This window comes from Micromonospora acroterricola (assembly GCF_003172955.1).
Taxonomy (GTDB): Bacteria; Actinomycetota; Actinomycetes; order Mycobacteriales; family Micromonosporaceae; genus Micromonospora; species Micromonospora acroterricola.
The window spans coordinates 1-25,168 of record NZ_QGKR01000095.1 but is presented as its reverse complement, the minus strand read 5'-3'; the positions used below and the strand labels follow the sequence as shown (position 1 = coordinate 25,168).

Here is a 25,168-nt window from a genome sequence, read left to right as displayed (position 1 = left end):
GCGCTGGCTCGCCGCCACGGCGGCACCGCCGTCGAGTTCGGCCACTGGCACGGCGACTGGGTTCCGTGGAACCTGGGCCGGCACGCCGGCCGGCTGGTCGCCTGGGACTGGGAGCACAGCGGCCCGGACGTGCCGGTCGGCTTCGACCTGGCGCACGACGCGTTCCAGCGGTCCCTGGTGCTGCGCGGGGAGCCGGCCGCCGTGGCCGCGGCGGCCGCCGACGGGCACCTGGAGCGGCACGGCGAGCGGCTCGGCCTGGGCCCGGCGCAGCGCCGGCTGGTGGTCGACGCGTACCTGGTGGAGATGTGGCTGCGGACCTGGCGGCTGGCCGACGCCGGCGCGGGGTGGAACGCCGCGCTGCATCCCGCACTGCTGGACGTCATCGAGAAACGACATAGTGACTGATCCGGGCAGATCGCCACGCCGATGGGCGTTGACCATCGCCGTAGCGTGACGGAAGAATTGCTGCTCGTGATGAACGTCGATGGACCGGGGAGGGTCGGCGACGACGACCGCCCCCGGTGTGAGATCACCTGATCAACCGGTCGCCCTATTCAACGGTCGGGCAACCTGTGGTCTGCTGCTGCGTGGCGTGGACCGAAATTCCAAGCGAATCTGTGGGGAGTCGCGTGGACGCGAACAACGACGACGGCGAGCCGCCGGTGCTGCTGCTGGTCGGATCCAGCGGCGGCCACCTGGCCCAACTGCTCGCCCTGCGGCCCTGGTACGAGAGTTGGCGGCGCTGCTGGGTCACCTTCGACACCCCGGAGGCGGTGTCGCTGCTGGCCGGTGAGGACCTGGTGCCGGCCCACCACCCGACCACGCGCAACGTGCCGAACCTGCTGCGCAACGCGCTGCTGGCCTGGCGGGTGCTGCGGGGCCGGCGGGTCGCCGCGGTGGTCACCACGGGCGCCGGGGTTGCCGTGCCGTTCGTGGTGCTGGCCCGGCTGCGGCGTCTACATCGAGGTGTACGACCGCATCGACACACCGACGCTGACCGCCCGTCTCTGCCGGCCGTTCCTGTCCGCGATGCTCGTGCAGTGGGACGAGCAGCGGCGGCAGTACCCGGAGGCCACCGTCGTCGGGACGCTGCTGTGAGCGGGGAGACCGGCACCGCCCGGCGTCCGCAGGCGACTCCGCCCGTCACCGCGTCGGAGCCGGCCCGGCTGCCGCGCCAGCGCGACAGCACCCCGGCCGCGCAGATCCGGCTGCTGGTGGCGGTCGGCACCGACAAGCACCCCTTCGACCGGCTCGTCGACTGGCTGGCGCAGTGGCACGCCCAGGCCGGCGGCCCGGTCGGCCTGACCGTGCAGCACGGTCACACCCGGGCGCCGCAGGTGCCCGGCGCGGTGCCGTTCCTCGGCCACGACGCGTTGCAGCAGGCGATGGCCGACGCCGACCTGGTGGTCTGCCACGGTGGCCCGGCGACCATCCTGGAGGCCCGCCGGCACGGCCACCTGCCCATCGTGGTGCCCCGCGACCCGGCGCGCGGCGAGCACGTCGACGACCACCAGCAGCTCTTCGCCCGCCGGCTCGGCGCCGCCGGGCTGGTGGCGCTCTGCGAGACCCGGGACGCGCTGCACGCCGCCCTGGCCGCCGGGCTGACCGACCCCTCCCGGTACGCGGTGGCCGCCGACCCGGGCGCGCACGCCGCGCGGCGGGCGGCGGTGGCCCGTGTCGGGCAGATCGTGGAGGACCTGGTGGCCCAATCGACCCGCCGCCCATCCCGTTGGCGAGCCTGGACGCGGCCAGGCCGCGGTGCGGAGGAGACCCGATGACCCGGCAGCCGAGCGTCAGCGTCGTGGTGCCCACCCGGGACCGCCCGGAGCTGCTGCGCGCCGCGGCGCGGGCGATCCTGGCGCAGGAGTACGCGGGCCCGATCGAGGTCGTCGTGGTGTTCGACCAGTCCATGTCGGACGAGTCGCTGACCGGGCTGTCCGGCCCGGACCGTGCCGTGCGGGTGATCCGCAACGAGCGCACGCCAGGGTTGGCCGGCGCTCGCAACAGCGGCACCCTGGCCGCCGAGGGTGAGCTGGTCGCGTTCTGCGACGACGACGACGAGTGGCTGCCCGGAAAGCTGGCGGCCCAGGTCGACGCGCTGGCCGCGGCCCCGGAGGCCGAGTTCGTCTGCTGCGGCATCCGGGTCAGCTACGACGGGCACACCGTCGACCGGGTGCTCGACCGCGACCGGATCACCCTGGACGACCTGTTGCGGGACCGGATGACGGAGCTGCACCCGTCCACCTTCCTCATTCGCGCCGCCGCGCTGCGTGACGGGTTCGGGCTGGTCGACGAGGACATCCCGGGCAGCTACGCGGAGGACTACGAGTTCCTGCTCCGGGCCGCGCGCAGCGCGCCGCTGATCAACCTGCGCACCCCGTCGGTGCTGGTTCGCTGGCACAAGCGCTCGTACTTCGCGCAGCGCTGGGACACCATCTCGGAGGCGTTGCAGTGGCTGCTGCAGCGCTACCCGGAGTTCGCCGGCCAGCCGGCGGGGGAGGCCCGGGTGACCGGGCAGATCGCGTTCGCCCGCGCCGCCTCCGGCGACCGCCGGGGCGCGCTGCGCTGGGCCCGGCGCACCCTGCGGCGCAATCCCCGCGAGCCGCGCGCCTACCTGGCGCTCGCGGTCGCCAGCCGGGTGGTCCGGGCCGACGCGGTGCTGCGCACCCTGCACAAGCGCGGCCGGGGGATCTGAGCCCCCGCCCGCCGGGCGCCGGTCCCGGTGGGCGCCGACCCACCGTGTCGCGCCGACACCGGCGGGCGTCGGTGCCCGGGTCGTCGTCCGCCGGGCGACGGCGGCCGGCGTACGGACACCGGCGTCCGCAGGGCGGGACGCGGCGGGCAGCGCGCCGTGGCGGTGGCGGGCCGTGACAGACTGACCGCTGTGTTGCGCTGGTTGACTGCAGGTGAATCGCACGGTCCCGCCCTCGTCGCGTTGCTGGAGGGGGTGCCGGCCGGCATCGAGGTGAGCACCACCGAGATCGCCGACGAGCTGGCCCGCCGGCGGCTGGGCTACGGCCGTGGCGCCCGGATGTCGTTCGAGCGCGACGAGGTCGAGGTGCTGGGCGGCCTGCGGCACGGCCTCACCCTGGGCAGCCCGGTGGCGATCCGGGTCGGCAACTCCGAGTGGCCGAAGTGGCGCACCGTGATGGCCGCCGACCCGGTCGACCCCGACGAGCTGGCCCGGCAGGCCCGCAACGCCCCGCTGACCCGCCCGAGGCCGGGCCACGCCGACCTGGCCGGCATGCAGAAGTACGGCCACACCGACGCCCGGCCGATCCTGGAACGGGCCAGCGCCCGGGAGACCGCCGCCCGGGTGGCCGTCGGCGCGGTCGCCAAGGCGCTCGTCCGGCAGGCGCTCGGCATCGAGATCGTCTCGCACGTGGTCGAGCTGGGTCCGGTGGCCGCGAAGTCCGGGCTGCGTCCGCGCCCGGAGGACGCCGCCCGCATCGACGCCGACCCGCTGCGCTGCCTGGACCCGGAAGCGAGCGCCCTGATGGTCGCCGAGGTGGACGCCGCGAAGAAGGCCGCCGACACCCTCGGCGGCGTGGTCGAGGTGCTGGCGTACGGGGTCCCGCCGGGGCTGGGCAGCCACGTGCAGTGGGACCGCAAGCTCGACGCCCGGCTGGCCACCGCGCTGATGTCGATCCAGGCGATCAAGGGTGTGGAGATCGGCGACGGGTGGCAGCAGGCCCGGTCCCGCGGCTCCGAGGCGCACGACGAGATCATCCCGTCGGCGACCGGGGTCCGCCGGGTCACCGACCGGGCCGGCGGTCTGGAGGGCGGCATCACCACCGGCGAGCCGCTGCGGGTCCGTGCCGCGATGAAGCCGATCTCGTCGCTCAACCGGGCGCTGGCCACCGTGGACATCACCACCGGCGAGCCGGCCACCGCGATCAACCAGCGCTCGGACGTCTGCGCCGTGCCCGCCGCGGCGGTGGTCGCCGAGGCGATGGTCGCGCTGGTGCTGGCCGAGGCGGCCACCGAGAAGTTCGGCGGCGACTCGGTCGCCGAGATCCGCCGCAACCTGGCCGGCTACCTCGACGCGCTGGTCATCCGCTGATGGCGCCGGTCGTCGTGCTGGTCGGCGCGCCCGGCTGCGGCAAGACCACCGTCGGGCAGGCGCTCGCCACGGCCCTCGGGGTGGAGTTCCGCGACACCGACACCGACATCGAACAGATGGCGGGCAAGCCCATCCCGGAGATCTTCATCGACGAGGGTGAGGCGCACTTCCGTACCCTCGAACGGGCCGCCGTGGCCGCGGCGCTGGCGGCGACCTCGGGCGTGCTGGCCCTCGGTGGCGGCGCCGTGCTCGCCGAGGAGACCCGGGCCGCCCTGGTCGGGCACCGCGTGGTGCACCTCTCGGTCGAGCTGCCCGACGCGGTGAGGCGGGTCGGGCTCGGCGCCGGCCGGCCGCTGCTGGCGATCAACCCCAGGGCGACCCTGAAGCACCTGATGGACCAGCGCCGGCCGCTCTACACCGAGGTGGCCACCGCGACGGTGGCCACCGACGGCCGGAGCCCGACGGAGATCGTCGCCGAGATCGCGGCGCTGCTGCCCCGCTGACGCCGGGCCCGGCCGGTCGCTGCGCCGGCCCCGGCGCGCTCGGTCAGCCTCGGGCGACGGCGTCGAGGACGTCGGCCAGGGCCTTCGGCTCGCTGAGCATCGGCCAGTGCCCGGTGGGCACCTCGAACAGCTGACCGCCGGCCAGCCCGGTGAAGAACGGGTGCCCCTGGCCGATCATCTGCTCCACCGCCGCCAGCGGGAACGTGCTGGCGACCAGCGCGGTCGGCACCGGGCGACCGCCGGTGCGCCGCACCGGGTCGGTGGCGGCCCGCAGCGGCTGCGGGGTGACCCGGGCGCGCAGCAGGGCGAGCGTCGGTTCGTCCAGCCCGGCGAGGTTGGCCGGGTCGGCGGCCGGGTCGAAGGCCGGCGGCGGCAGCAGGTGGCCGTCGCCGATCGCGGCCCGCAGGCGCTCCTGCTCCTCCGGCGGCACGGTGTCGAACTGCGCGGTGCCGTCCGGCAGCGGCCCGCTCTCCACGTAGACCACGCGGGCGATCCGGTCCGGGATGCGGTCCGCCGCCTGGGCGACCGGCATGCCGCCGCCGGAGTGCCCGACCAGCAGCACCTCGCGCAGGTCCTCGACCTCGACCAGCCGGACGATGTCGGCGGTGTGCGTCTCCAGGCTCACCTCCGGCCCGGCCAGGTGGTCGCGCTCGGCCACCCCGGTCAGCGTCAGCGGGTACACCTCGTGTCCCTGCGCGCGCAGCGCCGCGGTCACTTCCCGCCACGCCCAGGCACCCAACCAGAACCCCGGCACCAGCACGAACGTCGCCATCTGTCGCTCCTTCTCTCGGCTACCGACAGACCGTACGATCGAATCCGGACAGAATCCGCCCGGTTTGGAGGAGTGGTCCGTGTCACATCCCGCCGGCCGGGTGCTGGCCCTGCTCGAACTGCTCCAGGCCCGGCACCGGGCAACGGCCGCCGACCTCGCCAGCCGGCTCGGCGTGGACGAGCGGACCGTGCGCCGGTACGCGGCGACCCTGGCCGAGCTGGGCATCCCGGTCACCGCCGACCGCGGTCGCCACGGCGGCTACCGCCTGCACCCCGGCTACAAGCTGCCGCCGCTGATGTTCACCGACGACGAGGCGGTGGCCGTGCTTCTCGGCCTGGTCGTCGCCGAACGGGTCGGGCTGGCCACCGAGCAGCCGGCCACGGCCACCGCGCTGGCGAAGATCCGCCGGGTGCTGCCGGCGGCGCTCGCCGACCGGCTGACCGCCGTGCAGGAGCACCTCGGCTTCACCCTGCGGCGGCCCGAGCCGGAGCGGGGTCCCGCGTCGGGCACCCTGCTCACCCTGGCCGCGGCCACCCGGCACCGGCAGCGGGTGGCACTGGACTACCGCTCCTGGCGGGGCGAGCAGTCGCAGCGGGAGCTCGACCCGTACGGCCTGGTCTTCCACTCCGGCCGCTGGTACGTCACCGGCCACGACCACCGGCGCGGCGAGGTCCGTACCTTCCGGCTGGACCGCATCGGCACGGTGACGCCGGGCGGGGAGACGTTCACCGTGCCGGAGGGCTTCGACCCGGTGGCCCGGGTGACGCGGTCGCTGGCCGGCGTGCCGTACACGCACGAGGTCGAGGTGGTGCTGGAGACCGACCTGGTGGCCGCCCGTCGGCGCATCCCGCCGAGTGTGGCCGAGCTGACCGCCACCACCGACGGGGTGCTGCTGCGGGCCCGGGCGGAGAGCCTGCCCGGTATGGCCGCGCTGCTCGCCGGTCTGGGCTGCCCGTTCACCGTGCGACACCCGGACGGGCTGCGCGCCGCGGTGGCCGAGCACGCGCGCCTGCTCGCCGACTGGGCGGCCCGGCCGGCAGGTGGGCAGCCGCCCGCACCACGCCGTCCACTCGACTAGGCTGCCGGCGATGGACGACGTGACCCGGATTCCGGTCGGCGGCGAACGGCCGTACGACGTGCTGGTCGGACGCGACCTGTTGGACGCGCTGCCCGGGCTGCTGCCCGGCGCGACCCGGGCGGCGGTGCTGCACGCGCCCCCGCTCAAGGCCCTCGCCGACGCGCTCGGCGAACGGCTGCGCGCGGCCGGCGTCGAGCCGCTGCCGATCGAGGTGCCCGACGCCGAGGCGGGCAAGCAGATCGACGTGGCGGCCGCCTGTTGGGACCGGCTGGGCGCGGCCGGTTTCACCCGTACCGACGTGGTGGTCGGTGTCGGCGGCGGCGCGGTCACCGACCTGGCCGGCTTCGTCGCGGCCTGCTGGCTGCGCGGGGTGCGCTGGGTGCCGGTCGCCACCTCACTGCTGGGCATGGTGGACGCCGCGGTGGGCGGCAAGACGGGGATCAACACCGCGGCCGGCAAGAACCTGGTGGGCGCCTTCCACCCGCCGGTCGCTGTGCTGGCCGATCTGGCCACCCTGGACAGCCTGCCCGCGACCGACCTGGCGGCCGGGCTGGCCGAGGTGGTCAAGTGCGGCTTCATCGCCGATCCGGCGATCCTGGACCTGGTCGAGCGCGAGCCCGCCGCGGCCACCGACCCGCACGGACCGGTCACCCGGGAGCTGATCGAGCGGGCGATCCGGGTCAAGGCCGACGTGGTCGCCGGCGACCTGCGCGAGTCGGGCCTGCGGGAGGTCCTCAACTACGGCCACACCCTGGCCCACGCGATCGAGCAGGTCGAGGGCTACCGCTGGCGGCACGGCCACGCCGTCGCCGTCGGCCTGGTGTACGCGGCCACGCTGGCCCGGCTCGCCGGCCGGCTGGACGCGCCGACCGCCGACCGGCACCGGGTCGCCCTGGCAGCGCTCGGCCTGCCGGTGAGCTACCCGGCCGATGCCTGGCCACAGTTGCTGGCCGCGATGCGGGTGGACAAGAAGGCCCGGGGCAGCCAGCTGCGGTTCGTCGTGCTCGACGGGCTGGCCCGCCCGGCGATGCTCGAGGGCCCGGATGACGCGCTGCTCGCGGCCGCCTACCGGGAGGTGGCGACGGCGTGAGGGTGTACGTCCTGAACGGGCCGAACCTGGGCCGGCTGGGCACGCGCGAGCCGGCGGTGTACGGCTCGACCACCTACGCCGATCTCGTGGCGCTCTGCGAGGCCACCGGCCGGGAGCTGGGGCTGGACGTGACGGTCCGGCAGACCGACGCCGAGCACGAACTGCTGGGCTGGCTGCACGCCGCCGCCGACGAGGGCGCGGCGGTGGTGCTCAACCCCGCCGCCTGGTCGCACTACTCGTACGCGGTGCGCGACGCCTGCGCCATGCTGCGCGGGCCGCTGGTCGAGGTGCACCTGTCCAACATCCACGCCCGCGAGGAGTTCCGGCACCACTCCGTGGTCTCCGCGGTGGCGACCGGGGTGATCTGCGGTCTCGGTATCGACGGCTATCGTCTCGCCCTGCGCCATCTGGCCGCCTCGACCAACTGACGGGCGTACGCGAGGGGTGGGCGCGGCCGGGGCCTGGAGGTGACGGATCGTGATCCCTGCCGGGTGCGGCCTGTGGGCGTGGGATCGGCGGGCGAGACATGGCGGGCAACCTGCCTCGACGCAGCTAGGGCGTGTTTCAGAAGTGCTGGCCGGCCTGCGCCGGGCCCAGGCGCCGCCCGGCGGCGTTGTCGCAATGTCCGGATACAACACCGGTATCCGGACACAGCTCCGCCTTGCCGGACGACGCCTGGACTCCGGCTCGGCTCGACCGACACTTCTGAAACACGCCCTAGTAGACTTGTCAGGTCTGTCCGCCAATTGATGATCAAGGCAGGAAATGGCCTCCACCAACGACCTCAAAAACGGCCTGGTACTCAACCTGGACGGCGAGCTCTGGGCTGTCGTCGAGTTCCAGCACGTCAAGCCCGGTAAGGGTGGTGCCTTCGTGCGCACCACGCTGAAGAACGTGCTGTCCGGGAAGGTGGTCGACAAGACCTTCAACGCGGGCACCAAGGTCGAGACCGCGACCGTGGACAAGCGCACGATGCAGTACCTGTACGCCGACGGCGAGGACTTCGTCTTCATGGATCTGGAGACCTTCGACCAGATCACCGTCCCCGGCGGCACCGTCGGTGAGGCGGCCAACTACCTCCTCCCCGAGGCCGAGGCGACCGTCGCCACGCACGAGGCTGTGCCGCTCTACATCGAGCTGCCCACCAGCGTGGTGCTGGAGGTGACCTACACCGAGCCGGGTCTGCAGGGCGACCGGTCGACCGGCGGCAACAAGCCGGCCACCGTCGAGACCGGCGCGACCGTGCAGGTGCCGCTCTTCATCACCACCGGCGAGAAGATCAAGGTCGACACGCGCGACGGCCGTTACCTCGGCCGCTCCTGATGGCCGAGGGCCCCAAGCAGCAGATGCCGGCGCGCCGCAAGGCGCGCAAGCGGGCGCTGGACGTCCTCTACGAGGCCGACCTGCGGGACCAGCCCCCGGTGGAGGTGCTCGCCGGCTACCTCCAGCGGATCGAGAAGCCCCCGCCGGAGCACCTGGGCTACGCGGTGGGCCTGGTCGAGGGTGTCGCCGAGCACCTGAACCGGATCGACGAGCTGATCGCCAGCTACGCCGAGGGCTGGACGCTGGAGCGGATGCCGGTGGTCGACCGCAACCTCGCGAGGATCGCGGTCTACGAGCTGCTCTACGTCGACGAGATCGACGACGCGGTGGCGATCAGCGAGGCGGTGGAGCTGGCCCGCCAGATGTCCACCGACGACTCGCCGCGCTTCCTCAACGGCATCCTCGGCCGGATCGCCGAGTACGCCACCCGCTGAGCGCGCTCAGCGCCCGCACGACGAGAAGGGCCCGTGCCATGCGGCACGGGCCCTTTCCGGTGGTTCGGTCGATCAGGAGGCGAAGAACGCCCGCGGGTCGGCCACCAGCACACCGTGCTCGGTGAGCCGCTCGATCAGGCCCGACGGCGAGGCGTCGTAGACGATCGCGAGCGCCCGCAGGTCGTCGGCGCGGATGGAGAGCACCCGCCCGTTGTAGTCGCCACGCTGCTGCTGGATCGCGCGGGCGTAGCGGGCGACGTAGGCCAGGTCCTCGGAGGCCTCGTCGTAGAGCCGCTCCAGATCCAGGACGATCTTGCTGGTGGGCTCGTGACGGACCCCGCTGCCGTCGGGCAGCAGCTCCGAGACGGGGACGCGGTAGAACTCGGCAAGCTCGGCCAGGCGGGACACCGTCACGGCACGGTCGCCGCGCTCGTACGACCCGACCACCACGGCCTTCCACCGCCCGTTCGACTTCTCCTCCACACCCTGCAGGGAGAGACCCTGCTGCTGGCGGATGGAGCGCAGGCGGGCGCCCAGAGACTTGGCGTATTCAGAGGGCATTCGGACACTCCCAGTGCTGCTCGGGGTTCTCCCGTCGATCGCTACGGAGCGTGACGGTACGGGGAATGGGACACCTGGTCAAGTGGTCGTGACCTGACCGTTGGGGAGCACCGGGGGAGTTATCCCCATTTCGTCGACCTGATCCGGTGGTCAGCGGCCGCCGTCCATCGGCCCGGTGACCACTGGTAACGTGGCGTGAAGCCCCGGCCCAGGTCCGCCCGCGGTCCGGCCGGAGGTGCCCGACATCCTTTAACGACCCGTCCCGTGAGGCGGGGAAGGAGGTCCGCCGTGGCATACCCACCGGCTGCCCGCTCGTCACCACCGCGACAACCCTCGGTGAAGGTGATCCTCGCCAGCGCCGACGTGCAACGCGTGGTCGACCGCATCGCCCACCAGATCCTGGAGAAGACCCAGGGCGCCGCCGAGACGGTGCTACTCGGGATTCCCACCCGGGGCGCCCCCCTCGCCCGGCGGCTCGCCTCCCGGATCAGCACCTTCGAGGACGTCGCCGTCCCGGTCGGTGTGCTCGACATCACTCTCTACCGCGACGACCTTCGCCGACACGCCACCCGCGCGATCGGCCCGACCGAGCTTCCGGCCGGGGGCATCGACGGCAAGCGGGTCATCCTCGTCGACGACGTGCTCTTCTCCGGCCGTACCGTCCGGGCCGCGCTCGACGCGCTCAACGACGTGGGCCGTCCGGCGTCCGTGCAGCTCGCCGTGCTGGTCGACCGGGGCCACCGGGAGCTGCCGATCCGGGCCGACTACGTCGGCAAGAACATCCCGACCTCGCTCGCCGAGAGCGTCAAGGTGACGCTCGCCGAGACCGACGGGACGGACGAGGTCAAGCTGTACGGGGGGACCACCTCATGATCAGGCACCTGCTCTCCGGTGCGGACCTGGACGCCGACACCGCCACCGAGATCCTGGACACCGCCGCCGAGATGGCCACGGTCGCCGGCCGCGAGATCAAGAAGCTGCCCGCGCTGCGCGGCCGGACCGTGGTGAACCTCTTCTACGAGGACTCCACCCGCACCCGGATCTCCTTCGAGGCGGCCGCCAAGCGGCTCAGCGCCGACGTGATCAACTTTTCCGCGAAGGGGTCCAGCGTCACCAAGGGCGAGAGCCTGAAGGACACCGCGCTGACCCTGCAGGCCATGGGCGCCGACGCGGTGGTCGTCCGGCACCCCGCCTCCGGCGCGCCGCACCGGCTGGCGAACTGGGTGGACGGGTCGGTCATCAACGCCGGCGACGGCACCCACGAGCACCCCACCCAGGCGTTGCTGGACGCGTACACCATGCGGGCCCGGCTGGGCCGGCTCGCCGGCCTGTCGGTCGCGGTGGTCGGGGACGTGCTGCACTCCCGGGTGGCCCGCTCGAACGTGCTGCTGCTCTCCACCCTCGGCGCCAAGGTCACCCTGGTCGGTCCGCCCACGCTCATCCCGGTGGACATCGCCGCGGCGCTCGCGCCCGGCACCGACGTCTCCTACGACCTCGACTCCGTGCTGCCCAACGTGGACGTCGTGATGATGCTGCGGGTGCAGCGGGAGCGGATGAACGACTCCTACTTCCCCTCCGCGCGCGAGTACGCCCGCCGCTACGGCCTGGACGGGCCGCGGATGCGCCGGCTGCCCGAGCACGCGATCGTCATGCACCCCGGCCCGATGAACCGGGGGATGGAGATCACCCCGGAGGTGGCCGACTCTCCCCGCTCCACCATCGTCGAACAGGTCACCAACGGGGTCTCCGTGCGGATGGCCGTCCTCTACCTGCTGCTCGGAGGGAACAACCGGTGACCGCGTACCTGATCACCAGCGTGAGCGTCGTCGGCGCCGCGCCGACCGACCTGCTGATCCGCGACGGCGTGGTCGCCGAGGTCGGCCCGGGGCTGTCCGCGCCGGACGCCACCGTCGTCGACGGCACCGGGCTGGTCGCCCTGCCCGGCCTGGTCGACCTGCACACCCACCTGCGCGAACCCGGCCGGGAGGACGCCGAGACCGTCGAGTCCGGGTCCCGGGCGGCGGCGCTGGGCGGCTACACCGCGGTCTGCGCGATGGCCAACACCTCCCCGGTGGCGGACACCGCCGGCGTCGTCGAGCAGGTCTGGCGGCTCGGCCGGGAGGCCGGGCTGGTCGACGTGCAGCCGATCGGCGCCGTCACCGTCGGGCTGGCCGGCGAGCGCCTGGCGGAACTGGGCGCGATGGCCGACTCCGCGGCCCAGGTGCGGATCTTCTCCGACGACGGGCACTGCGTCGCCGACCCGAAGCTGATGCGCCGGGCGCTGGAGTACGTCAAGGCGTTCGACGGGATCATCGCCCAGCACGCCGAGGAGCCCCGGCTGACCGAGGGCGCCCAGATGCACGAGGGCGAGGTGTCCACCCGCCTCGGGCTGATCGGCTGGCCGGCGGTCGCCGAGGAGGCGATCATCGCCCGGGACGTGCTGCTCGCCGAGCACGTGGGCAGCCGGCTGCACGTCTGCCACGTGTCCACCGCCGGCAGCGTCGAGGTGCTGCGCCAGGCCAAGGCGCGCGGGGTACGGGTCACCGCCGAGGTCACGCCGCACCACCTGCTGCTCACCGACGAGGTCGTGAGCGGGAGGAGTGAGCTTGCGAGCCCCGCGCTCGCGACCAACTGGAGCCCAACCGGGGCCTACGACCCGGTCTTCAAGGTCAACCCGCCGCTGCGCACCGCCGCGGACATCGCCGCGCTGCGCGCCGCGCTCGCCGACGGGGTGGTCGACGTGATCGCCACCGACCACGCCCCGCACGCCGTGGAGGACAAGGAGTGCGAGTGGGCGTACGCCCGGCCGGGGATGCTCGGCCTGGAGACGGCCCTCTCCATCGCGCTGGACGTGCTCGGCCCCGAGTGGGACCTGATCGCCGAGCGGATGTCGCGTACCCCGGCCCGGATCGCCGGCCTGGCCGGCCACGGCGTCGACCCGGCGCCCGGTGTGCCGGCCAACCTGACCCTGATCGACCCGGCCGCCCGCCGCACCATCGAGCCGGCGGAGCTGGCCAGCCGCAGTCGCAACACCCCGTACGCCCGCATGACGCTGCCGGGTCGCATCGTGGCGACCTTCCTGCGTGGCGAGCCGACGGTCCTGGACGGAAAGGCAGTCAAGTAATGGCCAAGCGCAGGCCCGCGATCCTCGTGCTCGAGGACGGGCGCACGTTCCACGGCGAGGCGTACGGCAGCGTCGGGGAGACGTTCGGCGAGGCGGTCTTCACCACCGGCATGACCGGCTACCAGGAGACCCTCACCGACCCGTCCTACCACCGCCAGGTGGTGGTGCAGACCGCCCCGCACATCGGCAACACCGGCGTCAACGGCGAGGACGACGAGTCCGGCCGGATCTGGGTGGCCGGGTACGTGGTGCGCGACCCGGCCCGGATCGGCTCGAACTGGCGGGCCACCGGCGGCCTCGAGGACCGGCTCGCCACCGAGGGCGTGGTCGGCATCAGCGGGGTGGACACCCGGGCGCTGACCCGGCACCTGCGCGAGCGGGGCGCCATGCGGGTGGGCATCTCCAGCGTGGACGACGACCCGCAGAGCCTGCTGGCCCGGGTCCGCCAGGCGCCGCGGATGGTCGGCGCGAGCCTCTCCGCCGAGGTGTCCACGCCCGAGGCGTACGTCGTCGAGGCCGTCGGCGAGCACCGGTTCACGGTGGCCGCGCTGGACCTCGGCATCAAGCGCAACGTGCCGCGCCGGCTCGCCGCGCGCGGGGTGACCACCCACGTGCTGCCGGCCTCCTCGAGCATCGACGACCTGCTCGCCACCGGCGCCGACGCGGTCTTCCTGTCGCCCGGCCCCGGCGACCCGGCCACCGCCGACGGTCCGGTGGCGCTGGCGCGGGAGGCGTTGCAGCGGCGGGTGCCGCTGTTCGGCATCTGCTTCGGCAGCCAGATCCTCGGCCGGGCGCTCGGCTTCGGCACCTACAAGCTGGGTTACGGCCACCGGGGGATCAACCAGCCGGTGCTCGACCGGGCCACCGGCAAGGTCGAGGTGACCAGCCACAACCACGGCTTCGCCGTCCAGGTGCCCGGCGCGGGTGACGGCGCGGTGGTCCCCGACCAGGTGATCGACACCGACTTCGGCGGCGTCCGGGTGTCACACGTCTGCCTCAACGACAACGTCGTCGAGGGGCTGCGGGCCGTGGACGTGCCCGCCTTCACCGTCCAGTACCACCCGGAGGCGGCGGCCGGCCCGCACGACGCGGACTACCTCTTCGACCGTTTCGCCGAGCTGATCGAAGGCGGCAAGTAATGCCCAAGCGGACCGATCTGAAGCACATCCTGGTGATCGGCTCCGGGCCGATCGTCATCGGGCAGGCCTGCGAGTTCGACTACTCCGGCACCCAGGCGTGTCGGGTGCTGCGCAGCGAGGGGATCCGGGTCAGCCTGGTCAACTCCAACCCGGCGACCATCATGACCGACCCGGAGTTCGCCGACGCCACGTACGTCGAGCCGATCACCCCGGAGTTCGTGGAGCTGGTCATCGCCAAGGAGCGCCCGGACGCCATCCTGGCCACCCTCGGCGGGCAGACCGCGCTGAACACCGCGGTCGCCCTGCACGAGGCCGGCGTGCTGGACAAGTACGGCGTGGAGTTGATCGGCGCGAACATCGACGCGATCAACCGGGGCGAGGACCGCCAGCTGTTCAAGGAGATCGTCGCCAAGGCCGGGGTCCGCCTCGGCATCGACGACCCGGCCGCGCTGGTGCCCCGCTCCCGGGTCTGCCACACGATGGACGAGGTCGAGGCGACGGTCGCCGAGCTGGGCCTGCCGGTGGTGATCCGGCCGTCGTTCACCATGGGCGGTCTGGGCTCCGGCATGGCGCACACCCCGGAGGACCTGGCCCGCATCGCCGGCGACGGCCTCTCCGCCAGCCCCGTGCACGAGGTCCTCATCGAGGAGAGCGTGCTCGGCTGGAAGGAGTACGAGCTGGAGCTGATGCGCGACCGGCACGACAACGTGGTGGTGGTCTGCTCGATCGAGAACGTCGACCCGATGGGCGTGCACACCGGCGACAGCGTCACCGTGGCCCCGGCCATGACGCTCACCGACCGGGAGTACCAGCGCCTGCGTGACCTGGGCATCGCGGTGCTGCGCGAGGTCGGTGTGGACACCGGCGGCTGCAACATCCAGTTCGCCGTGAACCCGGCCGACGGCCGGATCGTCGTGATCGAGATGAACCCGCGGGTGTCCCGCTCCTCGGCGCTGGCGTCCAAGGCGACCGGCTTCCCGATCGCCAAGATCGCGGCCAAGCTCGCCATCGGCTACACCCTCGACGAGATCCCCAACGACATCACGTTGAAGACCCCGGCGGCGTTCGAGCCGACCCTGGACTACGTCGTGGTGAAGATCCCCCGGTTCGCGTTCGAGAAGTTCCCGGGCGCGGACCCGGAGCTGACCACCACGATGAAGTCGGTGGGCGAGGCGATGAGCCTCGGTCGTAACTTCACCGAGGCGCTGAACAAGGCCATGCGTTCCATGGAGACGAAGCAGGCGGGTTTCTGGACCCAGCCCGACCCGGCGGACGCGACCAAGGAGAACACCCTCGCCGCGCTGCGCATCCCGCACGACGGCCGGTTGTACACCGTCGAGCGGGCGCTGCGCCTCGGCGCGTCGATCGCCGAGGTCACGGCGGCCTCCGGCGGGATCGACCCGTGGTTCCTGGACCAGATCGCCGGGCTGGTCGAGCTGCGCGCCGAGATCGTGGACGAGCCGGTGCTCGACGCCGAGCTGCTGCGCCGGGCCAAGCGGGCCGGCCTGTCCGACCGGCAGCTCGCCGCGCTGCGACCCGAGTTGGCCGCCGAGGACGGCGTGCGGACCCTGCGGCACCGGCTCGACGTGCGCCCGGTCTACAAGACCGTGGACACCTGCGCGGCCGAGTTCGAGGCGACCACGCCGTACCACTACTCGACGTACGACTCCGAGACCGAGGTCGTGCCGTCGGCCCGGCCGAAGGTGCTGATCCTGGGCTCCGGCCCGAACCGGATCGGGCAGGGCATCGAGTTCGACTACTCGTGCGTGCACGCCGTCCAGGCGTTGCGGGGGGCCGGCTACGAGACCGTGATGATCAACTGCAACCCGGAGACGGTCTCCACCGACTACGACACCGCCGACCGGCTCTACTTCGAGCCGCTGACCTTCGAGGACGTGCTGGAGGTCTGGCACGCCGAGGAGTCCTCCGGCCGGGCGGCCGGTGGGCCGGGCGTCGTCGGCGTGGTCGTTCAGCTCGGCGGGCAGACCCCGCTGGGGCTGGCGCAGCGGCTCAAGAACGCCGGGGTGCCGGTGGTCGGCACCTCCCCGGAGTCGATCCACCTGGCCGAGGAGCGCGGCGCGTTCGGCGCGGTGCTGGCGCGGGCCGGGCTGCGCGCGCCGGCGCACGGCATGGCCACCTCGTACGACGAGGCCAAGACGATCGCCGACGAGATTGGCTACCCGGTGCTGGTCCGACCGTCGTACGTGCTGGGCGGGCGGGGCATGGAGATCGTCTACGACGACCCGACGCTGCGTGACTACATCGGCCGGGCCACCGACATCTCCCCGGACCACCCGGTGCTGGTGGACCGCTTCCTGGACGACGCCATCGAGATCGACGTGGACGCGCTGTGCGACGCCGACGGCGAGGTCTACATCGGCGGGGTGATGGAGCACATCGAGGAGGCCGGCATCCACTCCGGCGACTCGTCCTGCGCGCTGCCGCCGATCACCCTCGCGGGCTCGCACCTGGCCGAGGTCCGCCGCTACACCGAGGCGATCGCCCGCGGTGTCGGCGTCCGTGGCCTGCTCAACGTGCAGTACGCGCTCAAGGACGACGTGCTCTACGTGCTGGAGGCCAACCCGCGCGCGTCGCGTACCGTCCCGTTCGTCTCCAAGGCGACGGCGGTGCCGCTGGCCAAGGCGGCGGCCCGGATCGCGCTGGGCGCGAGCATCGCCGAGCTGCGCGCCGAGGGCCTGCTTCCCGCGACCGGGGACGGCGGCACGATGCCCGCCGACGCGCCGATCGCCGTGAAGGAGGCGGTGCTGCCGTTCAAGCGCTTCCGCACCCGCTCCGGCAAGGGGATCGACTCGCTGCTCGGGCCGGAGATGAAGTCGACCGGCGAGGTGATGGGCATCGACACCAACTTCGGGCACGCCTTCGCCAAGAGTCAGTCCGCCGCGTACGGCTCGCTGCCGACCGCCGGGAAGATCTTCGTCTCGGTGGCCAACCGGGACAAGCGCGGCATGATCTTCCCGATCAAGCGGCTGGCCGATCTGGGCTTCGAGATCGTGGCGACGACCGGCACCGCCGAGGTGCTGCGCCGGCACGGCATCGCCTGCGAGCAGATCCGCAAGCACTACCAGGCCGGCGAGGGGGACGACGCGGTGTCGCTGATCCTCGGCGGCGCCGTGGCGCTGGTGATCAACACACCGCAGGGCTCGGGCGCCAGCGCCCGCTCGGACGGCTACGAGATCCGCAGCGCCGCGGTCACCGCGGACATCCCCTGCATCACCACGGTCCCCGGCGCCGCCGCGGCCGTGATGGGCATCGAGGCGCGAATCCGTGGCGACATGCAGGTCCGTCCACTCCAGGACCTGCACGCCACTCTCCGGGCCGCCCAGTGACCCTGTTCGAGCGGGTGGCGCGGCCCTGGCTGTTCCGGATCGGGGGCGGGGACGCGGAGAGGGCGCACGAGTGGACCCTGCGGCGGTTGGGCGCGCTGTCCCGGCGCCCGGCCGCGCTGGCGGCGCTGCGGGCCCGGTACGCGGTCCAGGCGCCGCGCACGGTGTTCGGCGTGCGGTTCCCCAACCCGGTGGGGCTGGCCGCCGGGATGGACAAGGACGGGGCGGCGCTGCCCGCCTGGCCGGCGCTCGGCTTCGGCTTCGTCGAGGTCGGCACGGTCACCGCGCACGCCCAGCCGGGCAACCCCCGGCCGCGGCTGTTCCGGCTGCCGGCCAGCGAGGCGGTGATCAACCGGATGGGCTTCAACAACGCCGGCGCCGCGGCGCTGGCCGCCCGCCTGGCCGCGCTGCCGCGCCCGATCGGCGTACCGCTGGGCATCTCGCTGGGCAAGTCCAAGGTGACGCCGCTCGACGAGGCGGTCGAGGACTACCTCGCCTCGTACCGGGCGCTGCGCGGGCACGGCGACTACTTCGCGGTGAACGTCTCCTCGCCCAACACCCCCGGGCTGCGCTCGTTGCAGGACCGGGCACACCTGGACGCGCTGCTCGGCGCGCTGGTGGGGGAGAAGCCGGTGCTGGTCAAGATCGCCCCTGACCTGACCGAGGCGGCGATCGCCGAGCTGCTGGAGGTCTGCCTGGCCCGGGGCGCGGCCGGCGTCATCGCCACCAACACCACGCTGGCCCGCACCGGGCTCGCGGCGGTGGACGTCGCGCGCGGCGCGGAGGCCGGCGGCCTCTCCGGACGGCCGTTGACCGGCCGGGCGAGGGACGTGGTCGCCTTCGTGCACCGGGAGACCGGCGGCCGCCTGCCGATCATCGGGGTCGGGGGAGTGCTCGACCCGGACGACGCGGCACGGATGTTCGACGCGGGCGCCGCCCTGGTGCAGCTCTACACCGGCTTCATCTACCGGGGCCCCGCCCTGGTCCGGGCCACGGCCCGCGCGACGGGGCCGGCCCCGGCCGCGGTCGCCGGACGGTGACCGGTCCGGTGCCCCGGATCGGCGCCCAGGTCGGCGTCGGTACGGCTGTCCGCTCAGGTGCCGATCATGGTGCCGGTCCGGCGGTCCCGCCAGGTGCCCACCCCGTTCCTCTGCTCTGCTTCACCCCACGCAACGGCCGCCGTCCGACAACCGGACGTCACGTGGTGCGTCCGTTGAAGCAGAGCAAAGGCGGCCGGCGGGTGTCCGTCGCCGTGCCCGTTGCCCTACCCGCGAACGCCCGGAAGGAGTGCCCGTGACGCCTGAGGAGATTCTGAGCGCGGATCGGGCGCACGTCTGGCATCCGTACGCCGCGTTGCCGCCGGCGAACCCGCCGTACGTCGTGGAGAGCGCCCAGGGGGTACGCCTGCGGCTGGCCGACGGCCGGGAGCTGGTGGACGGGATGTCGTCCTGGTGGGCGGCGATCCACGGCTACCGGCACCCGGTGTTGGACGCGGCGGTGACCGACCAGCTCTCTCGGATGAGCCACGTGATGTTCGGCGGGCTCACCCACGAGCCCGCCGTGCGGCTCGCCCGGACGCTGGTCGAGCTGGCCCCGGCCGGTCTGGAGCACGTCTTCCTGGCCGACTCCGGCTCGGTCAGCGTCGAGGTGGCGGTGAAGATGTGCCTGCAGTACCAGCGGGCCGTCGGCCGGCCGCAGCGTCGCCGGCTGGCCACCTGGCGGGGCGGGTACCACGGCGACACGTTCCACCCGATGAGCGTCTGCGATCCCGAGGGCGGGATGCACCACCTCTGGGGCGACGTGCTGCCCCGGCAGGTCTTCGCCCCGGTCCCGCCGGGCGGTTTCGCCGATCCGCCCGACGAGGCGTACGTGGCGGCGTTGGTGGACGCGGTCGAGCGGCACGCCGACGAGCTGGCCGCCGTGATCGTCGAGCCGGTGGTGCAGGGCGCCGGCGGGATGCGCTTCCACCATCCGGGCTACCTGCGGGTGCTGCGCGAGGTGACCCGGGCGCACGGGATCCTGCTGATCTTCGACGAGATCGCGACCGGCTTCGGACGTACCGGCACGATGTTCGCCGCCGAGCACGCCGGCGTGACCCCGGACGTGATGTGCGTGGGCAAGGCGCTCACCGGCGGCTACCTGACCCTGGCGGCGACGCTGTGCACCCCACGCGTCGCCCAGGGCCTCTCCGCCGGCGGCGTGCTGGCGCACGGTCCGACGTTCATGGGCAACCCGCTGGCCTGTGCGGTCGCCAACGCCTCCATCGAGCTGCTGCGGGCCGGGGACTGGGCGGCGCAGGTGGCCCGGGTCGGCGCCGGCCTGCGGGCCGGGCTGGAACCGCTGCGCGGCGCGCCGGGCGTGACCGACGTGCGGGTGCTCGGGGCGATCGGGGTGGTCCAGCTCGACCACGAGGTCGACCTGGGCGTGGCCACCGCCGCGGCGGCCGACCGGGGGGTGTGGCTGCGGCCGTTCCGCGACCTGGTCTACACGATGCCGCCGTACGTCACCGACGACGCCGACCTGGCCCGGATCGCCTCCGGCGTGGCGGCGGCGGTGGCGGCCGGCTGAGCCGGCCCGATCACCGGTTTTCAGAGGTACCCGTGGCGGGGTTGCCGCCGCGACGAGAGAGGGGAAGTACCGGATGGAGAGCTTCGGCACCCGACTGCACCGGGCCGTCACCGAGCGAGGGCCGCTCTGTGTGGGCATCGACCCGCATCCCGGTCTGCTGGCTCGCTGGGGCCTCGCCGACGACGTCCAGGGGCTCGACCGGTTCACCCGGACCGCCGTGGAAGCCCTCGGTGACCGGGTTGCGGTGGTCAAGCCTCAGTCGGCCTTTTTCGAGCGTTTCGGGTCCCGCGGAGTGGCGATTCTTGAGTCAACTATCCGACAGTTACGGGAAGCCGGTTCGCTCGTTCTGCTGGACGTAAAGCGTGGCGACATCGGCTCGACGGTCAGCGCGTACGCCTCCGCGTACCTTGATCCATCCAGCCCGCTGTATGTCGACGCGGTCACCGCGAGCCCCTACCTGGGAGTAGGTTCGCTGGCGCCGATGTTCGAGCTGGCCGCCGAGCACGGCGGTGGCGTCTTCGTGCTGGCCCTCACCTCGAACCCCGAGGGAGCCGCCGTGCAGCGGGCCCGCACGGCCGACGGCCGCACCGTGGCGCAGACCGTGATCGACGAGATTTCCCAGCTCAACAGGGGTGCGAGCCCTCTCGGTAGCTTCGGGCTGGTGGTCGGCGCGACCATCGGTGACACCGGTCACGACCTCTCCGGTGTGGGTGGCCCGCTGCTCGCCCCGGGGCTCGGCGCACAGGGTGCCGGCGCCGCCGATCTGCGGACCGTCTTCGGTTCGAGCCTCGCCGCGGTGCTGCCGTCGTACTCCCGGGAGGTGCTCTCCGCGGGCCCCGACGTCGCCGCCCTGCGTGCCGCGGTGGACCGGGTGCTGGGTGAGTGCCGGGGCGTTCTGGCTGCCCGGTGACTGACTGACGGCTCGGTCACTTTGCGGTGATCATGGCGCGCCCACGTTGCCGAAAGCTCCGCTGACCGCTAGTTTTCCCCGCGCTGGGAACCACGGACCCCTTGGTTCACAGCGACACCACGTTTCACAGATGCGGCGGTGCGCCCCGCCCGCCGCGATAGGGACCTGAGGAGAACTGGTGCCGCTCCCGTCACTGACCCCCGAACAGCGCGCTGCCGCGCTCGAGAAGGCCGCGGAGATCCGCAAGGCCCGTGCCGAGCTGAAGGAGCAGCTCAAGCAGGGCAAGACCACTCTTGGTGCCGTCCTCGAGCGCGCCGAGAGCGACGACGTCGTGGGTAAGCTCAAGGTTTCGGCCGTCCTGCAGGCGATGCCGGGCATCGGCAAGATCCGGGCCACCCAGATCATGGAGAAGCTCAAGATCGCCGACAGCCGTCGACTGCGCGGCCTCGGCGAGCAGCAGCGCAAGGCACTGCTTGGAGAGTTCGCCGCCAACTGAACCTGGCAGCGTGTAGAAACAAGCAGTGAGCACGGATGACGAGGCGCGCCCGGCGGCTCGGCTCACTGTCCTGGCTGGACCTTCGGGTTCCGGCAGGGAGAGTGTCGTCGAGCTTGTCCGGGCGCGTTCTCCGTCCGTGTGGATCCCGGTGCCGGCGACCACCCGGCCGCGCCGGGAGCGGGAGGTCGACGGGGAGGACCGGGTCTTCCTCGCTCCCGCCGAGTTCGACCGCCGGTTGGCCGCCGGCGAGCTGCTGGAGTGGTCCCGCGCCGGCCCGTACCGCCGGGGCACCCCGTACCCGCCGCTGCGCACCCGGCTCGACGCCGGCCGGCCGGTGCTGCTCCCGCTCGACGTGAGCGGCGCCCAGGCCGTCCGGGCGCGACTGCCCGACGCCCGGCTGGTGCTGCTGATCCCACCCGGGCGCCGACCCGACGCCGCCGTGGCGGCGACCTTCGAGCACACGCTCACCCACGACCGCGCCGATCGGGTGGCCGACGAGCTGGTAGGCTTACTCGGTTCTTCTTATCCGGATCCGGCCTGGTCGCGCGTGCGCGGCTGACGGCCGGCCGCCGTTGAGACTCAGCACCGCGTCCGCGCGGCTCGAAAGACGCAGAGGTTAATTCGTGGGATCCATCGCCAACCCCGAAGGCATCACCAACCCGCCGATCGACGAGCTCCTCGAGAAGACGACGTCGAAGTACGCGCTGGTCATCTTCGCCGCCAAGCGCGCGCGCCAGGTCAACGCCTACTACAGCCAGCTCGGCGAGGGCCTGCTGGAGTACGTCGGCCCGCTCGTCGAGACCACCCCCCAGGAGAAGCCCCTCTCCATCGCCATGCGCGAGATCAACTCGGGCCTGCTCACCGCCGAGCCGACCGACCAGCCGTAAGCCCCCGCACGTCGATGTCCGCCGGGATCGTCCTCGGGGTCGGCGGCGGCATCGCCGCCTACAAGGCCTGCGAGCTGCTGCGACTCTTCACCGAATCGGGTCACCGCGTTCGCGTCGTGCCGACCGCGTCGGCGCTCCGTTTCGTCGGGGCGCCGACCTGGGCAGCGCTCTCCGGTCAGCCGGTCGCCGACGACGTCTGGGCCGACGTGCACGAGGTGCCACACGTCCGGCTCGGCCAGCAGGCCGACCTTGTGGTGGTCGCGCCGGCCACCGCCGACCTGCTCGCCAAGGCCGCCCACGGGCTCGCCGACGACCTGCTGACCAACACGCTCCTGACCGCGCGCTGCCCCGTCGTGCTGGCTCCCGCCATGCACACCGAGATGTGGGAACACCCGGCCACCGTGGCCAACGTCGCCACGTTGCGCGCCCGGGGCGTCCGGGTCATCGAGCCGGCCGTCGGCCGACTCACCGGTGTCGACACCGGCAAGGGCCGGCTGCCCGACCCGGCGGAGATCTTCGCGGTCGCCCGTCGCGTCCTGGCCCGGGGCGGGTCCACCCCCGCCGACCTGGCGGGCCGCCGGGTGGTGGTCACCGCGGGTGGCACCCGCGAGCCGCTGGACCCGGTCCGCTACCTCGGCAACCGCTCCTCCGGCAAACAGGGCTACGCGTTCGCCCGCGCGGCCGTCGCCCGGGGCGCCCGCGTCACCCTGATCGCGGCCAACGTCTCCCTCGCCGACCCCGCCGGTGTCGACCTGGTCCGCGTGGGCACCACCGCCGAGCTGCGGGAGGCGACGCTGAAAGCCTCCGTCGAGGCCGACGCGGTGGTGATGGCGGCGGCTCCGGCGGATTTCCGGCCGGCGGCGTACGCGCCTGGCAAAATCAAGAAGTCGGACGACGGTGTCGCGCCCACCATCGAGCTCGTCACGAACCCGGACATCGCGGCGGAGCTCGGCCAGCGCAAACGACCGGAGCAGGTGCTGGTGGTGTTCGCCGCCGAGACCGGCGACGCCGAGGCCAACGGCCGGGCGAAACTCGTCCGGAAGCGGGCCGACCTGATCGTGGTCAACGAGGTCGGCGCGGACAAGGTCTTCGGCGCCGACACCAACACGGTGACGGTCATCGGCGCGGACGGCTCGGTCAGCCGGCTGCCGGAGCAGGTCAAGGAGGGTGTGGCCGACGCCGTCTGGGATCTCGTCGTGGCGCGGTTGGCCGCCCGCTCCTGACGGGTGGAACGATGCGCGACCGATCCGGACACCTGCCGCAGTGGTGACTAGACTGCCGCGGAACGACTTCACACGCTTAGGAGTGCCGTGACACGCCGCCTCTTCACGTCCGAATCGGTCACGGAAGGCCACCCGGACAAGATCGCCGACCAGATCAGTGATGGCATCCTCGACGCGTTGCTCGCCGAGGATCCCCACAGCCGGGTAGCGGTCGAGACCATGATCACCACCGGCCAGGTGCACATCGCTGGCGAGGTGACCACCAAGGCGTACGCCGACATCCCGACGATCGTCCGCCGGACCATCCTCGACATCGGCTACGACTCGTCGAAGAAGGGCTTCGACGGCGCCTCCTGTGGCGTCAGCGTCTCCATCGGCGCCCAGTCCGAGGACATCGCGCAGGGCGTGGACAACGCCTTCGAGCTGCGCACCGGGGCCTCGGAGAGCGCGCTGGACGCCCAGGGCGCCGGCGACCAGGGCATGATGTTCGGGTTCGCCTGCTCGGAGACGCCCGAGCTGATGCCACTGCCGATCGCGCTCGCACACCGGCTGGCCCGCCGGCTCGCCGCGGTCCGCAAGGACGGGACCATCCCGTACCTGCGGCCCGACGGCAAGACCCAGGTCACCATCGAGTACGAGGGGCTGCGCCCGGTCCGGCTGAACACCGTCGTCGTGTCCAGCCAGCACGCCGCGGACATCTCGCTGGAATCGCTGCTCACGCCGGACGTGCGTGACCACGTCATCGCACCGGAGCTGGAGAGCCTCGGTCTGGACACCGAGGGCTACCGGCTGCTGGTCAACCCCACCGGCCGGTTCGAGATCGGCGGCCCGATGGGTGACGCCGGGCTGACCGGCCGCAAGATCATCGTCGACACCTACGGCGGGTACGCCCGGCACGGCGGCGGCGCGTTCTCCGGCAAGGACCCGTCCAAGGTGGACCGCTCGGCCGCGTACGCGATGCGCTGGGTGGCCAAGAACGTGGTCGCCGCCGGCCTGGCCGAGCGGTGCGAGGCGCAGGTCGCGTACGCGATCGGCAAGGCGCACCCGGTGAGCCTGTTCATCGAGACGTTCGGCACCGAGACCGTGCCGGTCGCCTCGATCGAGAAGGCGGTCACCGAGGTGTTCGACCTGCGCCCGGCCGCGATCATCCGGGACCTCAACCTGCTCCGACCGATCTACCAGCAGACCGCCGCGTACGGCCACTTCGGCCGGGAGCTGCCGGACCTGACCTGGGAGAGCACCGACCGGGCCGCCGACCTCAAGTCGGCCGCGGGAGCCTGACCGCCACCAGGCGTAGCGACCGGCGACCCGCGGAAGGGTCGCCGGTCGCTCGCGTCTGCGTGGACGTCCCGCTGGCGCACCTCGACCGGCCGTTCGACTACCTGGTGCCCGCCGAGCTGGACGACGTGGCGGTGCCCGGCACCCGGGTGAAGGTGCGCTTCGCGGGGCAACTCGTCGACGGCTGGCTGCTCGCCCGCGCCGACGACTCCGGGCACACCGGCCGGCTCGCGTACCTGGAGAAGGTGGTCTCGCCGGAGCCGGTGCTGGCGCCCGAGGTCGCCCGGCTGGCCCGGGCGGTCGCCGACCGGTACGCGGGCAGCCTCGCCGACGTTCTCCGGCTCGCCGTGCCACCCCGGCACGCCCGGGTGGAGA

Annotated in this window: 25 protein-coding genes and 2 pseudogenes; 25 read left to right on the top strand and 2 right to left on the bottom strand. The window is 73.1% G+C overall.

Translation table 11 applies throughout. From position 1 onward, the window contains the following. From DKT68_RS02545 to DKT68_RS02520, 6 genes and pseudogenes are all read left to right on the top strand, one after another. A pseudogene (locus DKT68_RS02545) lies at positions 1–405 on the top strand (hypothetical protein); the annotation flags it as partial. Positions 406–629: 224 nt separating this feature from the next. Beyond that, positions 630–1,098: pseudogene (locus tag DKT68_RS02540) on the top strand (UDP-N-acetylglucosamine--LPS N-acetylglucosamine transferase). Continuing rightward, entirely contained in the window at positions 1,095–1,778 is a 684-nt protein-coding gene (locus DKT68_RS02535; protein ID WP_109815817.1) for a glycosyltransferase, read from the top strand. The pseudogene DKT68_RS02540 and the gene DKT68_RS02535 overlap by 4 nt, the downstream one beginning before the upstream one ends. Continuing rightward, positions 1,775–2,695, top strand: coding sequence for a glycosyltransferase family 2 protein (locus DKT68_RS02530; protein ID WP_109815816.1), 921 nt, complete (start codon positions 1,775–1,777; stop codon positions 2,693–2,695). Before DKT68_RS02535 ends, DKT68_RS02530 begins: the two co-directional genes overlap by 4 nt. A 189-nt stretch (positions 2,696–2,884) precedes the next feature. After that, positions 2,885–4,063, top strand: coding sequence for a chorismate synthase (gene aroC / locus DKT68_RS02525; protein WP_109815815.1), 1,179 nt, complete (start codon positions 2,885–2,887; stop codon positions 4,061–4,063). Beyond that, positions 4,063–4,566: a shikimate kinase gene (locus tag DKT68_RS02520; protein WP_109815814.1), complete on the top strand. Its 504-nt coding sequence runs from the start codon at positions 4,063–4,065 to the stop codon at positions 4,564–4,566. The genes aroC and DKT68_RS02520 overlap by 1 nt, the downstream gene beginning before the upstream one ends. Positions 4,567–4,609: 43 nt before the next feature. On the opposite strand, the gene DKT68_RS02515 is transcribed toward DKT68_RS02520, so the two are convergent. After that, positions 4,610–5,338 carry an alpha/beta fold hydrolase gene (locus tag DKT68_RS02515; RefSeq protein ID WP_109815813.1) on the bottom strand — a complete coding sequence of 243 codons (729 nt, stop codon included), beginning with the start codon at positions 5,336–5,338 and terminating at the stop codon, positions 4,610–4,612. Positions 5,339–5,417: 79 nt separating this feature from the next. On the opposite strand from DKT68_RS02515, the gene DKT68_RS02510 reads away from it, so the two are divergent. The 5 genes from DKT68_RS02510 (at position 5,418) to nusB (ending at position 9,263) form a co-directional block, all read left to right on the top strand. Then, positions 5,418–6,416: a helix-turn-helix transcriptional regulator gene (locus DKT68_RS02510; protein ID WP_109815812.1), complete on the top strand. Its 999-nt coding sequence runs from the start codon at positions 5,418–5,420 to the stop codon at positions 6,414–6,416. Positions 6,417–6,426: 10 nt separating this feature from the next. Next, positions 6,427–7,506, top strand: a complete 1,080-nt coding sequence (aroB, locus tag DKT68_RS02505; protein ID WP_109815811.1) for a 3-dehydroquinate synthase — start codon at positions 6,427–6,429, stop codon at positions 7,504–7,506. Further along, positions 7,503–7,934 (top strand): type II 3-dehydroquinate dehydratase, encoded by a 432-nt coding sequence (gene aroQ / locus DKT68_RS02500; protein ID WP_109815810.1) that lies wholly within the window; start codon positions 7,503–7,505, stop codon positions 7,932–7,934. Before aroB ends, aroQ begins: the two co-directional genes overlap by 4 nt. Before the next feature lie 337 nt (positions 7,935–8,271). Further along, positions 8,272–8,829 carry an elongation factor P gene (gene efp, locus DKT68_RS02495; RefSeq protein ID WP_109815809.1) on the top strand — a complete coding sequence of 186 codons (558 nt, stop codon included), beginning with the start codon at positions 8,272–8,274 and terminating at the stop codon, positions 8,827–8,829. 23 nt (positions 8,830–8,852) lie between these two features. Further along, positions 8,853–9,263 carry a transcription antitermination factor NusB gene (nusB, locus tag DKT68_RS02490; RefSeq protein ID WP_201748869.1) on the top strand — a complete coding sequence of 137 codons (411 nt, stop codon included), beginning with the start codon at positions 8,853–8,855 and terminating at the stop codon, positions 9,261–9,263. Between the two features lie 72 nt (positions 9,264–9,335). Here the strand turns inward: nusB and bldD are convergent, their stop codons facing one another. Next, positions 9,336–9,824, bottom strand: coding sequence for a transcriptional regulator BldD (gene bldD, locus DKT68_RS02485; RefSeq protein ID WP_007458348.1), 489 nt, complete (start codon positions 9,822–9,824; stop codon positions 9,336–9,338). Positions 9,825–10,112: 288 nt separating this feature from the next. Between bldD and pyrR the strand changes: the two genes are divergently transcribed. The 14 genes from pyrR to DKT68_RS02415 all read left to right on the top strand — a co-directional run. Continuing rightward, the gene (gene pyrR, locus DKT68_RS02480) at positions 10,113–10,697 is read left to right on the top strand and encodes a bifunctional pyr operon transcriptional regulator/uracil phosphoribosyltransferase PyrR (RefSeq protein WP_109815807.1); all 585 of its coding nucleotides are present in this window, start codon (positions 10,113–10,115) and stop codon (positions 10,695–10,697) included. Next, positions 10,694–11,620, top strand: coding sequence for an aspartate carbamoyltransferase catalytic subunit (locus tag DKT68_RS02475; RefSeq protein WP_109815806.1), 927 nt, complete (start codon positions 10,694–10,696; stop codon positions 11,618–11,620). The genes pyrR and DKT68_RS02475 overlap by 4 nt, the downstream gene beginning before the upstream one ends. Beyond that, the gene (locus DKT68_RS02470; RefSeq protein WP_109815805.1) at positions 11,617–12,948 is read left to right on the top strand and encodes a dihydroorotase; all 1,332 of its coding nucleotides are present in this window, start codon (positions 11,617–11,619) and stop codon (positions 12,946–12,948) included. Before DKT68_RS02475 ends, DKT68_RS02470 begins: the two co-directional genes overlap by 4 nt. Continuing rightward, positions 12,948–14,087, top strand: a complete 1,140-nt coding sequence (gene carA, locus DKT68_RS02465; RefSeq protein ID WP_109815804.1) for a glutamine-hydrolyzing carbamoyl-phosphate synthase small subunit — start codon at positions 12,948–12,950, stop codon at positions 14,085–14,087. The genes DKT68_RS02470 and carA overlap by 1 nt, the downstream gene beginning before the upstream one ends. Then, positions 14,087–17,434 carry a carbamoyl-phosphate synthase large subunit gene (gene carB / locus DKT68_RS02460; RefSeq protein ID WP_109815803.1) on the top strand — a complete coding sequence of 1,116 codons (3,348 nt, stop codon included), beginning with the start codon at positions 14,087–14,089 and terminating at the stop codon, positions 17,432–17,434. Before carA ends, carB begins: the two co-directional genes overlap by 1 nt. Next, the gene (locus DKT68_RS02455) at positions 17,431–18,471 is read left to right on the top strand and encodes a quinone-dependent dihydroorotate dehydrogenase (protein WP_109815802.1); all 1,041 of its coding nucleotides are present in this window, start codon (positions 17,431–17,433) and stop codon (positions 18,469–18,471) included. The genes carB and DKT68_RS02455 overlap by 4 nt, the downstream gene beginning before the upstream one ends. Before the next feature lie 253 nt (positions 18,472–18,724). Further along, positions 18,725–19,999, top strand: coding sequence for an adenosylmethionine--8-amino-7-oxononanoate transaminase (locus tag DKT68_RS02450; RefSeq protein ID WP_109815801.1), 1,275 nt, complete (start codon positions 18,725–18,727; stop codon positions 19,997–19,999). A 73-nt stretch (positions 20,000–20,072) separates the two neighbouring features. Further along, positions 20,073–20,909, top strand: coding sequence for an orotidine-5'-phosphate decarboxylase (gene pyrF / locus DKT68_RS02445; protein ID WP_109815800.1), 837 nt, complete (start codon positions 20,073–20,075; stop codon positions 20,907–20,909). A gap of 178 nt (positions 20,910–21,087) precedes the next feature. Next, the gene (gene mihF, locus DKT68_RS02440; protein WP_007458370.1) at positions 21,088–21,405 is read left to right on the top strand and encodes an integration host factor, actinobacterial type; all 318 of its coding nucleotides are present in this window, start codon (positions 21,088–21,090) and stop codon (positions 21,403–21,405) included. 25 nt (positions 21,406–21,430) lie between these two features. Next, positions 21,431–21,964 (top strand): nucleoside/nucleotide kinase family protein, encoded by a 534-nt coding sequence (locus DKT68_RS02435; RefSeq protein WP_109815799.1) that lies wholly within the window; start codon positions 21,431–21,433, stop codon positions 21,962–21,964. A 64-nt stretch (positions 21,965–22,028) separates the two neighbouring features. Beyond that, positions 22,029–22,292, top strand: a complete 264-nt coding sequence (gene rpoZ, locus DKT68_RS02430) for a DNA-directed RNA polymerase subunit omega (protein ID WP_030335666.1) — start codon at positions 22,029–22,031, stop codon at positions 22,290–22,292. 14 nt (positions 22,293–22,306) lie between these two features. Beyond that, positions 22,307–23,515, top strand: coding sequence for a bifunctional phosphopantothenoylcysteine decarboxylase/phosphopantothenate--cysteine ligase CoaBC (coaBC, locus tag DKT68_RS02425; protein ID WP_109815798.1), 1,209 nt, complete (start codon positions 22,307–22,309; stop codon positions 23,513–23,515). 87 nt (positions 23,516–23,602) lie between these two features. Next, positions 23,603–24,796, top strand: coding sequence for a methionine adenosyltransferase (metK, locus tag DKT68_RS02420; RefSeq protein ID WP_109815797.1), 1,194 nt, complete (start codon positions 23,603–23,605; stop codon positions 24,794–24,796). Positions 24,797–24,855: 59 nt separating this feature from the next. Next, on the top strand, positions 24,856–25,168 hold a 313-nt coding region (locus DKT68_RS02415), incomplete at its 3' end, for a primosomal protein N' family DNA-binding protein (protein WP_456238180.1).